This is a genomic window from Desulfovibrio diazotrophicus (genome assembly GCF_902498985.2).
GTDB classification, from domain to species: Bacteria; Desulfobacterota; Desulfovibrionia; order Desulfovibrionales; family Desulfovibrionaceae; genus Desulfovibrio; species Desulfovibrio legallii.
This window is the reverse complement of the sequence record NZ_OX346397.1, coordinates 667,565-681,266: the sequence shown is the minus strand read 5'-3', so window position 1 is coordinate 681,266 and position 13,702 is coordinate 667,565. Positions and strand designations below refer to the sequence as shown.

The following is a 13,702-nucleotide window of genomic DNA, read 5'->3' as shown; positions in this document are numbered from 1 at the left end:
TTATGAAACAATTGTGGGCGCCTTGGCGTATAGACTACATTCTGGGCCCGAAACCCGATACCTGCGTGTTCTGCCTGCCCCAAGGCACGGAAGAAGACGCGGAGCGGCTCGTGCTCTACCGCGGGGAACATTGCTTTGTGATCATGAACAAATACCCGTATAATAACGGGCACATCATGGTCTGCCCCTACCGCCACGTCATGCTGCTGGCCGAGCTTTCACGCCGAGAAGCGCATGAAATTATGGACCTTTTGCAGGTCTGCGCCACTATATTAAAGGAACACTTTACCTGTCCGGGCATCAATATCGGCCTGAACCAAGGCGAGGCCGCGGGCGCCGGCATTCGGGAGCATCTGCACTTTCATCTGGTGCCGCGCTGGAACGGGGATTCCTCCTTTATGGCCGTATTTGACGAGGTACGCACCATGCCGCAGCACCTCAGCTGCAGCTATGCGGCCCTGCGGCCCTACTTTGCGCCTCAGGCCGTGGCCGTGCGCCTGGCTGCCCTGACGGACTGACGCCCCCTGCCCGCAGTGCCGACTGTGCTGCGGCGTGCCGCAGCAACTGCAGGATACGTCGGCCGGAACGCCGCTGGTGCGACCCGGCCAAAGAATTTTTCGGCCGCGCGACCCCCATCGTGCCCTTTGCCGGTGCGGCCGCAGGCCCTGCCCGCCCCGACAAACCACGGCGGACAGCCAAACTTTTTTGCGACGCGTGCCGCATGCCGCGTCAGGCGGTCCGCCGACGCCGGGACCGCCAAGGCCGGGGACCGGGCAATCCTCGGCGGGAGGCGCACCCGCCTACAGGGCGGGAAGCGACATCCGCAAGAGCCCATGCAGCGTACAGTTTATTTCAGCGTTTTTTAGCCTGTGAGGAGTGTGCCCATGCGGTATGTCAAGGTTCTGCTGCTTGCCGTGGTGTTTTTTCTGTCCCTGGTTTTCTTTTTTCAGAACCAGGCCTCCCTTTCCCAGCAACTGGTTCTTACGCTCAACCTCTTTTTCATTCCGCCCATGTCCTCCATCCCACTGCCGTTCTATTTCCTGGTGGTGGCGGCCTTTGCTCTGGGCGCGCTCTTCACGCTCTGCTTCCTGGTCTGGGACAAGGTCAATCTTTCCGCACGGTTGCTGAAGCACAAGTGGCAGATCAGCAGTCTGGAGCGCGAAGTGGAAAAGCTCCGCAAAAAGCTGGGCAGTGAAACCGCGCGCGCCACCTTCCTGCGCAAGGCCGACAAAGCCGCCGCGCTGGAAGCCAAAACCGGCGGCAAGGCCGATGCAGCTGCCTGTGCGCCCCAGGGGGCAGATCTGACCGCAGAAGGCGCGGCTCTGGCCCCGGACCCAGACCGGCCGTAATTTCCCCGCTGCGTGCTGACCGTGCGCTCACGGGCAACACGCGCCACGCGCTCCGGGCCGTCTGCGGCCACGTCCCGCACGCAGTTGTCGGCCGCGTTCCGTGTCTGCGCCGTTCTATGGCGCTGCAGGGCGCGCAGCGTGTTCACATTGTTTGCCGCGTCCACGCCTGTTGCGGGCGCGTCTTTCTGCACCTTTTACCCTTTGAGCCATGCCTGAAGCCCCGGTAAAAATGACCCCCATGTTCGAGCAGTACCTGCGCATCAAGGCCGAACATCCTGATGCCCTGCTCTTTTACCGCATGGGGGATTTTTACGAACTTTTTTTTGACGACGCCCGCACGGCCGCCCGCGAACTGCGCATTGCCCTCACCAGCCGCAGCCGCGACGCGGAAAACCCCGTACCCATGTGCGGCGTGCCCTGGCACGCCGTGGAAAGCTATGTGGCCCAGCTCATCGGCAAGGGCTACCAGATTGCCATCTGCGACCAGACCGAAGACCCCAAGGCCGCCAAGGGCCTGGTCAAACGCGCCGTCACCAGAGTTATCACGCCGGGCACGGTACTGGAGGACGCCAACCTCCAGACCAAGAGCCACAACTATCTGGGCGCGCTCTATGCCGCCGCGCCGGACCAGGGCGGCGCCTTTGCCTGGGCGGACATCTCCACCGGCCAGTGGTCCGGCCTGGAATTTAAGCGCCCCGCCGAGCTCTGGCAGTGGGTGCAAAAGCTGGCTCCCCGCGAACTGCTTACGCCCGAAGGGCTGGAACCGCCACCCCGCACGCTGCTGGACGGCGTGCGCCTGGTGCGCCTGCCGCGTCCGCAGTTCGACGTGCAGCGCGCCACGGAGCGCGTGCTGACCGCCCAAGGCGTGCGCGAACTGGGGGCCCTGGGGCTGGAAGGCAGGCCGGAGCTTGTCCGCGCCTGCGGCGCGCTCCTGCTTTATCTCAATCAAACGCAGATGCGCAGCCCGGACCACCTCCAGCCCTTCCGGCCTCTGGACCTGAGCCGTCGCCTGATCATCGACGACGTCACCGAACGCAATCTCGAAATTTTTGTCCGGCTCAACGGCCGTAGAGGTAAGGGTACGCTTCGCCATGTGCTGGACCAGACCCTCACCCCCATGGGCGGTCGCTTGCTGGAGGACATGCTGCGCCACCCCTGGCGCGAGGCCGGACCCATCAGACGCATTCAGGAGGCTGTGGTCTTTTTCCACGCCTGCGACGCCCGGCGCGAGGCCCTGCGCGCGGCTCTGGACCGGGTCTACGATCTGGAACGTCTTTCCACACGCATCAGCCTAAATCAGGGTGCGCCGCGCGACTGCATTGCTCTGCGGGAGAGTCTGGCCGCCCTGCCCCAGGTGCTGGCGGCCCTGAAGGACTCTTTTCCGCCCAATCAGGGCGAACAGGATGCCGCGCCCCCCAAGGCCATAGAAGAAATACTCCGCGCCTGGGACAGCATGGAAGACTGCGCCGCCCTCCTTGATGCCGCTTTGGTGGATGCTCCGCCCGCCGTGATCACGGAGGGCGGGCTGTTCAAAGTTGGCTACAATGTGGAGCTGGACCGCCTGCTGGACCTGGTGGAGCACGGCGAGCAGAAGCTGCAGGCCATGCTGGCCGAAGAACAGGCCAAAACCGGCATCAGCCGCCTCAAACTGGGCTGCAACCGCGTTTTCGGCTACTACTACGAAATTTCCCGCGCGGCCCACAGTGGGCCGGTCCCCTACCATTTTATCCGCCGTCAGAGTCTGGCCAATGCGGAACGCTTCACCACCGCCGAGCTGAAAGAACTGGAAGAGGAACTGCTCTCCGCGGCGGAAAAGCGTAAAAGCCTGGAATATAGCCTCTTTCAGGAGCTTCGCGCTCAACTGGCGGCCCAGCGGCCGCGCATTATCCAGATGGCCGACTGCATTGCCCATCTGGACTACTGGCAGAGCCTTGCCCAGGTGGGGCGCGCCCAGGGCTGGCGTATGCCGCAACTTACCGCCGACGCCCACCTGGAAATCCGTCAGGGCCGCCACCCCGTGGTGGAAGCCATCCAGGGCCGGGCCAACTTTGTGCCCAACGATTTTGTCCTGGACGAGCGCCGCCGCCTTTGCCTGCTTACCGGTCCCAACATGGCGGGCAAATCCACGGTGCTGCGTCAGGTGGCCATCATTTGCCTGCTGGCCCAGATGGGCTCCATGGTGCCGGCGGATGCGGCGCGTCTCGGCCTGGTGGACCGCCTCTTTTCCCGCGTGGGGGCTTCGGACAACCTCGCCCAGGGCCAGAGCACCTTTATGGTGGAAATGATGGAAACGGCCCGCATTTTGCGGCAGGCCACCAGACGCAGCCTGATCATTCTGGACGAAATCGGTCGGGGCACCAGCACCTACGACGGCGTGGCCCTGGCCTGGGCCGTGGTGGAAGACCTGGCCCGCCGCGCGGGCGGTGAACTGCGCACCCTCTTTGCCACCCACTACCACGAGCTCACCGCCCTGGAAGGCCGCGTGCCCGGCGTGTTCACCATGAATATCGCCATCCGCGAATACAATAACGACATCCTTTTTCTGCACAAACTGGTGCCCGGCCCCTCGGACCGCAGCTACGGCGTGGAGGTGGCCCGCCTGGCCGGCGTGCCGGGGTCTGTGGTGCAGCGGGCCAGAACCATTCTGGCTGGCCTGGAACGGGGCCGGGAAGGCGCGCGCAAAACCGTGGTAACGGCTGTGGCCCTGCCGGGCCTGGACCTGCCGGAACCGGAACCCGCTGCAACGGAAGCCCTGCCGGAGCCCACCCCGCCTGAAAATCTGGAACACCCCTTGGTACGCCTGCTGCGTGAGCTGCAGCCCGAAGCCCTCAGCCCCCTGGAGGCCCTCCGCCTGCTTATGGAATGGAAAAAACTCTGGGCCGACGCCCCGCAGCCCGCTCCGTCGGCCACAGGCCCGATAGGCGGCGCGCCAGGTGACGGGCCAGATGATGAGCCCGACGCCGAACCGCCGTCCTTGCCGGGAGAAGAAAAATAGCAGAGCGGTTTTGGGGAAAAAACCTCAAAAAAATTTCTCTCGCGCAGGTCCGCGCCTGGCGCGCCCTGCGCAAAACAACCGGGCGGAAAAATCCGCGCGCCCGTCCGCAAGGTCCACCGTCATGGCCGAAGCCAATCCCTTTTCCGTCATCCAGTTCATCGCTGAGCAACGCATCGCCGAGGCCCAGGCCCAGGGAGTTTTTGACAACCTCCCCGGCACGGGTCGCCCCCTGGAGCTGGAGGACATGAGCCACGTGCCCGAAGAACTGCGTATGGCCTACAAAATTCTGAGCAACGCCGGCTGCCTGCCGCCGGAGCTGGAGCAGCGCAAAGAACTGAACCGGCTGGTGGACCTGCTGGAGCAGTGTGAGGACGAGCAGGAGCGCGTACGCCAGATGCAGCGGCTGCGCTTTATGATTACGCGGGCGCAAATCCGTTTTCAGCGGCCCATCCATCTGGAGCAGGACGACCCCTACTACGACCGCCTGCTGGAACGCCTCTCCCGCGCAGACGGCCAGTCCGGAAAGGCCGGGGGAAAGCCGCGCTGACAATCGGCCTGCGCCAAAGGGCGACACGACCCTGTTTCTGTTTGCGGGCCGACGCCCTCTTACCCCGCGGCCAGGGCTGCCCGCACTTCCGCTTCCTCGGCTGCCGCAAAGTCCCGGCTGAGTTCCTCAGGAATGCGCACGGGCCGTCCGCTGGCATAATCAATATAGATCCAGAGGGTTTCCGCTTCCGCCAGGAGAGCCGCATCCGCGCCGCGCCAAAAAAGATAGCGTCGCGTGCATTGGCGCGAGGCAAAGTCGGCTACCCAGGTAGCCCCGCTGATGACCTGCCCCGCTACTGCCGGTTTGCGGTAAGTAATGCGGTGCTGCCGCACCACCCAGCCCTGGCCCACGGCCGCATAGCGCTCCATGCTCCAGCCGTTGGCTGCGGAATGGGCCACGGCCAGATCCTGCATCCACTGGACATAGCGCAGGTTGCTCACTCTGCCCTGCATGTCCATATCCGCCTCGGTCACGGTTATCTTCTCAATATAATAACGGTACATTGTTCTTCCTTTGTCGCAGGGCTGCAGAGCCGCGCAGGTTTGAACCGTCCGGCGGCAATGCAGGACGGCCATCCACCATACAGGCGCTGCGGTTCACGCGCTGCAATCCCGGAATGATCGGGGTTTAACAGTACAAATAAACGGCGTTTATACCTGTGTGCGGGCGTCTGTTCAGGCCGTGGCCAGAGCAACTTCAAAGGGAAAAGGCGCTAAAACAGCCCCGAAACCTGGCCCGTTTCCACATCCACGTCAATGTTGCGGAAACCCGGCCGTGAGCCCGTGCCCGGCATAAGGCTGATGTCGCCCGCTACCGGCACCACCAGCCCAGCGCCGCCAAACAGGAGTGCGTCGCGCACGTGCAGCCGCCAGGAGGCGGGCACGCCCCGCCTGCTGGGGTCATCGGACAGAGAATACTGGGTTTTGACCATGCAGACGCCCAGCTCAGCCGCGTCGGGCCGTTCCTGTAAGGCGGCCAGACGCTGGGCCGCCAGGGGTTCAAAATCCACGCCGTCCGCGCCGTAAACCTCGCGGGCGATGCGCACAATGCGTTCCCGCAGGGGCAGATTCCAGTCGTACAGGGGGCGGAATGCGCGGCGGTCCGTGCGGCAGGCGTCCAGCACGGCGTCGGCCAGCTCCAGCGCGCCTTCGCCGCCCCGCGCCCAGTGGTCGGAAACGGCCACCCGCGCCCCGGCCTTTTCGCAGATGCGGCGCACCGTATCCAGCTCCGCCTGGGTATCGGTGTGAAAGCGGTTGAGGCAGACCACGGCCGGCACGCCGGAGCGCCGCACAATGCCCAGATGGTGCAGCAGGTTGACGCAACCGGCCTCCACCAGGGCCAGATCCTCGTGGGTATAGGCTTCGGGCAAGGGCTGACCGGGGCGCAGCTGCGGCGCGCCGCCGTGGTATTTGAGCGCGCGCACTGTGGCCACCAGCACTGCCGCGTCCGGGGTCAGACCGCTGTAGCGGCATTTGAGGTTCCAGAACTTTTCATAGCCCATTTCGGCGGCAAAGCCCGATTCGGTCACATGCGCCTCGCTGAGTTTGAGGCCCACCCGATCGGCAATGACGGAGCTCTGCCCCAGAGCGATGTTGCCGAAAGGCCCTGTGTGCACCAGTACGGGCTGGCCTTCCATGGTCTGGATCAGGTTGGGCTTCACGGCCTCCACCAGCCAGGCGGTCATGGCTCCGTCCACCTGCAGGTCGGCGGTGGTCACGGGCTTGCCGTCACGGTCCAGCGCCAGCACCATACGGCCCATGCGCTGCCGCAGATCCCGCAGATCACGCGCCACCGAAAGGATGGACATGACCTCCGAGGCCACGGTGATGTCAAAGTGCGAGCGCATCATGAAGCCGTCATTGCGGCGGCCTTCGCCTTCTATACCGATGACCACATGGCGCAGGGCCTGGGCGCAGAAGTCCACCACCCAGCCCGTGTTCACGCGGGTGGGGTCAATGTTCAGGCGGCGCATGCCCGAAAGCCGTTCCAGGGTGGCGTCGTCGTAGTTGCGCTCATGCTGCATGCGGGACGTCAGGGCGGTCATGGCCAGGTTATGGGCTGCGCCCACGGCGTGGATGTCCCCTGTGAAGTTGAGAGAATAGGGCGCCAGTGGAATGCACTGCGAAAGCCCCCCACCGGCAGCCGAACCCTTCATGCCCATGGTGGGGCCGCCCGAAGGCTGGCGAATGGCCGCCGAAGAGCGCAGTCCGCGTCGGGCCAGGCCCTGTACCAGACCAATGGTAGTGGTGGATTTGCCCTCGCCCAGGGGCGTGGGGGTGATGGCCGTCACATCTATATAAAGACCGTCGGGCTTGTCCGCCAGACGCTGCAGCACGGCCTGCTGCTCAATCTTGCCCATATAGTGCCCATAGGGCAGAATTTCAGAAGATTCCAGGCCCATTTCCGCGGCCAGCGTGAGGATGGGCTTCATATGGGATTCGGCTTCCTGGGCCAGTTGCCAATCGGGGTGCCGGGTGGGATCCAGGGTCATGACGTCTCCAGGTCTTGCAGTAGGCATTTCAACGTTGAAATGTTCTGGCGGTTGCGTAAGCAGACGCCCGCCGGGAAGCGCAAGCGCAACTTATTTGCGCTGTTAAGCGCCGGAGCGAGCGTGTCGTAACCTTTGAGAATACCTATTCTCAAAGGCAATCTGTTCCAAAAGCGGCGCGTCCGCAGGGATGCGGGAATGCGGCGCGGGGGATGCGCGGATGGTACGGGCAGCGGGCGGCAGCGTCAAGACAGCGGCCTTGCGGCTGCGGGCCCGGGAAGGTAGAATAGCAGCGGCGCGACGACGCTGCAAAGGGCGTGCAACCACCCTTGCGCCGGGCGGGAAAGCTGTGGCGGCGGAGGCCTGCGCCATTGTCTGGGAGGAAATATGCGTTTTACCGCCCGTCAGGGCAGAATCTGCCTGCAGTTGCGCGTTTGCCGCCAGGGTGGCGACCTGCAGGTGCTGCTGGGCGGCGGCACGGCCCATCTGGGGGCCGTAGCCCTGGCCTATGCCCCTGCGTCGGGGGCCCAGGCCCAGGGGCGGCTGCTGGTTTTGCCCGGCCACCGGGAGGACGTCCTGGCCCTGCGCACGGCCACCGCCTTGGCCGATGGCCTCGGCTGCGCCGTATGCGTGAGCGCGGGCATCCACTATCCGGCCATCACGCGCGAAGAAATCGCCGTGGTGGAGGCGCTTGCCGACGTTTTGACCCAACGCTGCCTCGTGGCTTTGCGCAAGCAGACGTCCGATCCGGAGGCGTAAGTTCAGCCCGGCCCGGTATGACGAAGGAACTTGGCCCGTTACGACGAAGGAAGTTACGGGCAAAGACAGCAGCGCTAGTTACGATGCGCAAGGAGAAAGCATGCTGACCGTCGCGGACCTGGAAGCCTTGGAGGCATACATCAATTCCGGCCAGTTGGAGGAGGATTTTGTGGACGGTTGTGAACACGACCGTCACTATCTGCTGGAACTGCTGGAAAAACTTATGGATGTGGCGGACCTGGCCGATGCGGCAGCCACCAGGCTCATATTCCGGGGTCTGCCTCTGCCGCCTTCGGCCTGACGGGCTCCCTGCGGCGCGCCGCAGCCAGGCTGCCCAGCAGGGACACGCCAAGGCCCGCAAAGCTCCAGGCGCTGTTGTCGCTCAGAGTAGCCGTGAGGCCCAGCAGGCCGCCGGCCGCCATGGCGGCAGCCACGCCCCAGGGGCGGAAGCGGGCCTTGCGGTAGAGGAGCATGCCCACAAACACGGGTGGCACCACGCCGCAGACGTAAATATCATTGGCCATGAGCAGCAGGGCCAGGATGCCCTTGCCGTAGAGGGCCAGCACCATGGCGGCCAGCGCCGCGCCCAGCATGCACAGACGGCAGGCCGCCACGCCGGGACGGCGCAGAATATCGTTGCTGCACACTGAGGCCGCCGTGATGATGCAGGAATCTCCGGCTGAAATAATGGCGCTGAAAATGCCCAGCAAAATAGGCGTGGAGGCCCAGGTCGGCAGATGGGTCAGCAGGGCGGCACTGAGCACCTGCTCCGGCGGCGTGCCTGCGGGCACCAGGTCGCGGCAGGCTATGCCCAGGGCCACGATGATGGCTGCCGTGATGGTGAGCCCCGCCACGGCCCACAACCCGCCACGGCGGGCGGCTGCCGCGTCCCGCGCCGTGAGCAGACGCCCGAACAGCATGGGGCAGACCACATAACTGCCACCCAGAATGCAGAGGTAATAACGCAGCTTGGAAAGGGGAAAGTCCGCATTGACCGCTTCCAACGGCACGGCCGCCAGGGCATGCCCGCCGCCCGCCTTGACGCTCAGGGCCAGGGCCAGCAAGAGGGCCGCCATGAGCACGGAAAACTGCCACACGTCGGTCTTCATGACCGCCGCCTGCCCGCCCACCAGGGTGTAGGCCAAAAGCGCCGCCGCGCCCAGCAGCACGGCCGGACCTTTGGCAAGGCCGGTCAGGGGCATGATGATGGCCGCCATGGCGCTGAACTGCGCGGCCAGGATGGCCAGCCAGGCCGTGACAATGATCACGGAGGCCAGGGGACGGCTTGGTTCTCCCAAAAAGGCTGTGAGCATTTCCGGCATGGTCACGGCCCCGCTTTCCCGTACTTTTTGGGCCAGAAACAGGCTCAGCACGGTAAGGCCCACAGCCCCGGAGCCCAGCCACCAGAAGGCCGGAGTGCCCACCTGCCAGGCCAGACCGGCCATGCCCATGGTGGCGGAACCGCCCACGCAGGAGGACACGATGGAAAGGGCCACTGCAAAGGCCGTGCTGCGCCGTCCGTTAAGAAAATAGGTGGCCGCGTCCACGCCATTGCGGGTGGACCACAGGGCCACAAAGAACAGGACGGCGAAATAGAAGACCAAAAAAGTCACGGCCGGTGAGCCCCCTCGCGCAGCGCTCCTCGCACGGCCGCGCACAGCCGGGCCGCGTCTTCCGGCGGCGTGTTATAGGGGGGCATAATGTAGATGAGCCGGTTGAAGGGGCGCAGCCACACGCCCCGCTCCACAAAGTAGCGCTGCAGTCGGGCCGTGTGGACCGGGCGGCGCGTTTCCACTACGCCTATGGCCCCCAGCACACGCACGTCCGCCACATCGGGCTCCGCGGCGCAGGGGGCGAGCCCCGCGCGCAGGGTCGCTTCCAGCCCGGCCACCTGTTCCGGCCAGGCGTTTTCGGCCAGCAGGTCCAGACTGGCCCCGGCCACGGCGCAGGCCAGGGCGTTGGCCATAAAGGTGGGGCCGTGCATGAGCACACCGTTGTGGCGGCAGATGTCTTCTGCCACGCTGTCCGTGCAGGCCGTAGCGGCCAGGGTCAGCATGCCGCCCGTGAGCGCCTTGCCGCAGCAGAGAATATCCGGACATATCCCGGCCCATTCCGCCGCAAACATTTTGCCCGTGCGGCCGAAGCCCGTGGCGATTTCGTCCAGGATGAGCAGCGCGCCGGCCTCTCGGCACAAGTCGGCCAGGCCGCGCAGATAGTCCGGATGGTAAAACCACATGCCCCCGGCTCCCTGCACCACGGGTTCCAGGATGACGGCGGCCACCTCCGGCCCGTGGGCTGCCAGCAGACGGCGGGCGTCGTCCAGGCTGGAGGGGTCAAAGGGCTGATCAAAGCGGCAGGCGGGCCGTTCCATAAAGATCTGCCGGGGCAGCGCGGCCGTAAACAGGCTGTGCATGCCCGTCACGGGGTCGCAGACGGACATGGCCCCGAAGGTGTCGCCGTGGTAGCCCCCGCGTGGAGTGAGAAAGCGTGTGCGCTGTGCTTCCCCCCTGCCCCGCTGGCACTGCAGGGCCATTTTGAGAGCCACCTCCACCGCCACGGAACCGGAATCGGCAAAAAAAACCTTGCCAAGCCCTGAGGGCATGAGGCCAAGCAGGCGCTCGGCCAGGGCCACGGCCGGTTCGTGGGTCAGCCCGCCGAACATAATGTGCGGCATGCATCGGGCCTGGGCCTGCAGGGCCGCCAGCAGACGTGGGTGGTTGTAGCCGTGGATGGCCGCCCACCAGGAGGACATGCCGTCCACCAGCTCTCGCCCGTCCTGCAGCAGGATGCGGTTGCCGCATGTGCTCCGCACCGCGTCCAGTACTGGTGGCGGGCAGGCGGCAGCGTAGGGATGCCAGACGGCAGCGTGGTCGCGTGCGATAAGGGAAGCGGCGGCGTCCGCTGCCGTGGCGTTGGGACCGGCGGCAGCCTCTGCGGGGGCGCACGGTTTGACGGCATCAGCTAGGCCAAGGGCTGACGCGACGCAGGCCTTGGCCCGCGCCAAAGCAGCGGGCGCGCCGGCGTGGCCGGTCGGCATATCCAGAGGGGCCGCCAGCGCAGCACATTGCCGGGCCAGCGGTTCCAGACGGCGCGCCAGCAGATCCCAGGCGGCCGCGTCCAGCTGCGGCACGCGGGGCAGCTCCAGCACCGGGGCGTCCGACCATCCGGCGGCCCGCAGACGCACGCGCAGCAGGCGAGCCGTATCGGCCAGCATGGCGGGCACATCCACGCCGGGGCAACCGGCGTCGGGACGCTCTGTGGGCGTGAGCACCAGCCCCGCCAGGGGCAGCCCCCGCGCGGCCAAGGCGTCCAGCGAAAGCAAAATGTGGTTGATGCCGCCCAGGCAATTGCCGCCCACCAGCAGCACCGGCAGCCCCAGCAGAGCCATCAGGTCCAGCAGATCTTCGTCATCGTTGAGGGGTACGCGCAGGCCCCCGGCCCCTTCCAGCAGGAGAACAGCTGCGCCGCTGGCGTGAGCTTGCTGCGCCACATCCTTTGCCAGTCCGGCGCAGGTAAGACGCGCGCCGGACCGCGCGGCGGCCAGATGCGGCGAAGCCGGCAAGGGAAAGCAGTGCAGACAGGCGGCGGGAGAGACGGAAGGGAAAAGCCGGGGGGAGAGGTCGGCCACAGCTGCGGCGTAAACGCTCATGTCCGCCAGGGGCGCGCTGGACAGGTTTTTGGGGGGGACGCCGGTCTGCACGGGCTTCACGGCCTGTGCGGCCCATCCGCCCAGGCGCAGGGCTCGCAGCAAGGCCGCTGTGGTCACCGTTTTGCCCACATCCGTGCCGGATCCGCTCACAAACAGGCCGCGCGGTCCTGTCCACGCAACCGCGCTCTCAGGACGCCGCAGCGCAGACGCCGTCACCGTCCACCTCCAGGCCCAGACGGGCCAGCATATTCAGGTCGCTTTCCAGGCACTGGCCGTGCGTGGTCAGATAGTCGCCCGTCATGAGGGCATTGGCCCCAGCGGCGAAGGCTTCGGCCTGCCTGTCGCCCAGCACTACGGGACGCCCGCCGCAGATGCGCAGGGTGGCCGTGGGCAGAATGTGCCGGAACAAGGCCACGATGCGCAGGGCCTCTTCCGCCGTAAGGGGAGGCTGCCCGGCCAGCGGCGTTTGCGGGTGGGGGTGCAGAAAATTCATGGGCACCTGCCGCACCCCCAGCTTTTTGAGGCTGAAGGCAAAGGCCACCCTGTCCTCCCAGCTTTCGCCCAGGCCGAACAGGCCACCCGTACAGGCCGTGAACCCGACGCGCATGCCGCGCAGCACGGTTTCTCGCCGCTGTTCCCAGGTCTGGGTGGTGCAGACGTGCGGATAATAGGCCTGGGAGGTTTCCAGATTGTGGTGGTAGCGGCTGAGACCGGCGGCGGCCAGGTCTGTGAGCTGTTCCGCTGCAAGACGGCCCAGTGAAGCGCAGACCCGCGGCTTCACGGCTGCGGGCAGAGCGGCGATGCAGGCGCGCAGACGGGAAAATTCCTCCCCGCTCAAGGCTGCGCCGCTGGTGACGATACCGATGTGCGCCACGGGCAGAGCGGCCATGCGCAGGATGCGCTCCCGCAGCTCGGCGTCGGGCAAAAGCGGAAAAATGTCAATGGGCGTGTGGTTATGCCGACTTTGAGAGCAGAACCGGCAGTCCATGGCGCAGTTGCCGCTACGGGCGTTGATGATGGCGCAGAGCACAATGCGCCGACCGAAAGTCGCCTCGCGCAGGGCGGTAGCCTGTTTCAGAAGACGGGAAAGCGGCAGCGCCAACAAATCCAGAGCCTGTATCGGCGTGCCGACTGCCAGAGATTTGATCATAATTCAAAAAGTCTGAAAGCAAAAACAGGGTTCGCCGCCGCTGCCCCCGACGCAACGGCCGGGTCGGCAGAACAGCGGCGCGAAATGTGGCGGCCTGTGAGCCTACTGCACCTTGCGGCGCTTTTCCCACAGTTTCATGTCCTTCATCTTTTTGCGGCGTTCGCGCTGCAGGGCCTTGCAAACCAGGGGCGCGTCCTTTTTGAAGCCCCACTTTTCGCGGTATTCCGCAGTGGTCATGCCATGACTGGCAAGATGGCGCTTGGTAAGAATTTTGAAGCTTTTGCCACATTCAAGGCAGGTGACGGACTTTTCTTTTACCGACTTACGGGCTTCTTGCGCCATTTCTGCGCTGTCCATCTCCATTGGAGCTTCGCCTTCAGCCACGGCGCGGATGCCTTGAGCCACTTTCTGAATAAAGGTGGCGATCTCCTCTTCGCTCATTACCCGTACGCCGGCCTGTGCCCTGGTAATTTCCAGCGCCTCTTTCAGATAATCATCCATAGCTACCTCTGCTTGTTAGCACCACGACGCCGTCTTAGCGTTGCAGTGGGCAACAGTGACATTTCCAAATGAAACAATATAAGTTGGATTCTCCAATGGAGGCACCATACACAGGAGCTATTGCTTCGTCAATGTTTTCGCGCTCCATGAATAAATAATTATGAGGCATGCCCGTAAAAGACCTGTGTCTACCGGGGTAAAAATCAGCCTTGAAATTGATAATATTTTCACAAAAGCAAATTGTGTCCGCCATTGACCATTCTT

General features: G+C 64.8%; 12 protein-coding genes. 6 read left to right on the top strand and 6 right to left on the bottom strand.

Going from position 1 to position 13,702, the window contains the following annotated elements; genetic code table 11:
* The first annotated feature begins 2 nt into the window (after positions 1-2).
* The 4 genes from J7I12_RS03000 to J7I12_RS02985 all read left to right on the top strand — a co-directional run bounded on the left by J7I12_RS03000 (position 3) and on the right by J7I12_RS02985 (position 4,891).
* Positions 3-518: an HIT family protein gene (locus tag J7I12_RS03000; protein ID WP_118228927.1), complete on the top strand. Its 516-nt coding sequence runs from the start codon at positions 3-5 to the stop codon at positions 516-518.
* A 366-nt stretch (positions 519-884) separates the two neighbouring features.
* On the top strand, positions 885-1,349 hold the full coding sequence (locus J7I12_RS02995; RefSeq protein ID WP_118228926.1) for a LapA family protein: 465 nt from the start codon (positions 885-887) through the stop codon (positions 1,347-1,349).
* 208 nt (positions 1,350-1,557) lie between these two features.
* Positions 1,558-4,344, top strand: a complete 2,787-nt coding sequence (mutS, locus tag J7I12_RS02990; RefSeq protein ID WP_208360916.1) for a DNA mismatch repair protein MutS — start codon at positions 1,558-1,560, stop codon at positions 4,342-4,344.
* 121 nt (positions 4,345-4,465) lie between these two features.
* On the top strand, positions 4,466-4,891 hold the full coding sequence (locus J7I12_RS02985; RefSeq protein ID WP_118228924.1) for a DnaJ family domain-containing protein: 426 nt from the start codon (positions 4,466-4,468) through the stop codon (positions 4,889-4,891).
* 59 nt (positions 4,892-4,950) lie between these two features.
* Here J7I12_RS02985 and J7I12_RS02980 read toward each other — a convergent pair whose 3' ends face one another.
* Positions 4,951-5,394 carry an acyl-CoA thioesterase gene (locus J7I12_RS02980; protein WP_118228923.1) on the bottom strand — a complete coding sequence of 148 codons (444 nt, stop codon included), beginning with the start codon at positions 5,392-5,394 and terminating at the stop codon, positions 4,951-4,953.
* Between the two features lie 209 nt (positions 5,395-5,603).
* On the bottom strand, positions 5,604-7,382 hold the full coding sequence (locus J7I12_RS02975) for a formate--tetrahydrofolate ligase (protein WP_118228922.1): 1,779 nt from the start codon (positions 7,380-7,382) through the stop codon (positions 5,604-5,606).
* 384 nt (positions 7,383-7,766) lie between these two features.
* On the opposite strand from J7I12_RS02975, the gene lpdD reads away from it, so the two are divergent.
* Positions 7,767-8,138, top strand: a complete 372-nt coding sequence (gene lpdD / locus J7I12_RS02970) for a prenylated flavin chaperone LpdD (protein ID WP_208360918.1) — start codon at positions 7,767-7,769, stop codon at positions 8,136-8,138.
* Between the two features lie 100 nt (positions 8,139-8,238).
* Positions 8,239-8,439 carry a hypothetical protein gene (locus tag J7I12_RS02965; protein ID WP_208360920.1) on the top strand — a complete coding sequence of 67 codons (201 nt, stop codon included), beginning with the start codon at positions 8,239-8,241 and terminating at the stop codon, positions 8,437-8,439.
* Here the strand turns inward: J7I12_RS02965 and J7I12_RS02960 are convergent.
* From J7I12_RS02960 to J7I12_RS02945, 4 genes are all read right to left on the bottom strand, one after another.
* A complete protein-coding gene (locus J7I12_RS02960; protein ID WP_208360922.1) occupies positions 8,402-9,751 on the bottom strand; it encodes a sodium:solute symporter family protein in 1,350 nt (449 codons plus the stop codon). The two genes, J7I12_RS02965 and J7I12_RS02960, sit on opposite strands and share 38 nt — an antisense overlap.
* Complete coding sequence (bioA, locus tag J7I12_RS02955; RefSeq protein ID WP_242621145.1) at positions 9,748-11,937, bottom strand: adenosylmethionine--8-amino-7-oxononanoate transaminase; 2,190 nt, start codon at positions 11,935-11,937, stop codon at positions 9,748-9,750. Before bioA ends, J7I12_RS02960 begins: the two co-directional genes overlap by 4 nt.
* A 37-nt stretch (positions 11,938-11,974) precedes the next feature.
* Positions 11,975-12,937 carry a biotin synthase BioB gene (gene bioB / locus J7I12_RS02950; protein WP_208360581.1) on the bottom strand — a complete coding sequence of 321 codons (963 nt, stop codon included), beginning with the start codon at positions 12,935-12,937 and terminating at the stop codon, positions 11,975-11,977.
* Between the two features lie 102 nt (positions 12,938-13,039).
* The gene (locus J7I12_RS02945) at positions 13,040-13,438 is read right to left on the bottom strand and encodes a Ros/MucR family transcriptional regulator (protein ID WP_118228917.1); all 399 of its coding nucleotides are present in this window, start codon (positions 13,436-13,438) and stop codon (positions 13,040-13,042) included.
* Positions 13,439-13,702: the final 264 nt, after the last annotated feature.

Bases quoted from the DNA above. Each gene is read 5' to 3' on its own strand.
- J7I12_RS03000 (WP_118228927.1), top strand. From the start codon at position 3: ATGAAACAATTGTGGGCGCCTTGGCGTATAGACTACATTCTGGGCCCG.
- J7I12_RS02995 (WP_118228926.1), top strand. From the start codon at position 885: ATGCGGTATGTCAAGGTTCTGCTGCTTGCCGTGGTGTTTTTTCTGTCC.
- mutS (WP_208360916.1), top strand. From the start codon at position 1,558: ATGCCTGAAGCCCCGGTAAAAATGACCCCCATGTTCGAGCAGTACCTG.
- J7I12_RS02985 (WP_118228924.1), top strand. From the start codon at position 4,466: ATGGCCGAAGCCAATCCCTTTTCCGTCATCCAGTTCATCGCTGAGCAA.
- J7I12_RS02980 (WP_118228923.1), bottom strand. From the start codon at position 5,394: ATGTACCGTTATTATATTGAGAAGATAACCGTGACCGAGGCGGATATG.
- J7I12_RS02975 (WP_118228922.1), bottom strand. From the start codon at position 7,382: ATGACCCTGGATCCCACCCGGCACCCCGATTGGCAACTGGCCCAGGAA.
- lpdD (WP_208360918.1), top strand. From the start codon at position 7,767: ATGCGTTTTACCGCCCGTCAGGGCAGAATCTGCCTGCAGTTGCGCGTT.
- J7I12_RS02965 (WP_208360920.1), top strand. From the start codon at position 8,239: ATGCTGACCGTCGCGGACCTGGAAGCCTTGGAGGCATACATCAATTCC.
- bioB (WP_208360581.1), bottom strand. From the start codon at position 12,937: ATGATCAAATCTCTGGCAGTCGGCACGCCGATACAGGCTCTGGATTTG.
- J7I12_RS02945 (WP_118228917.1), bottom strand. From the start codon at position 13,438: ATGGATGATTATCTGAAAGAGGCGCTGGAAATTACCAGGGCACAGGCC.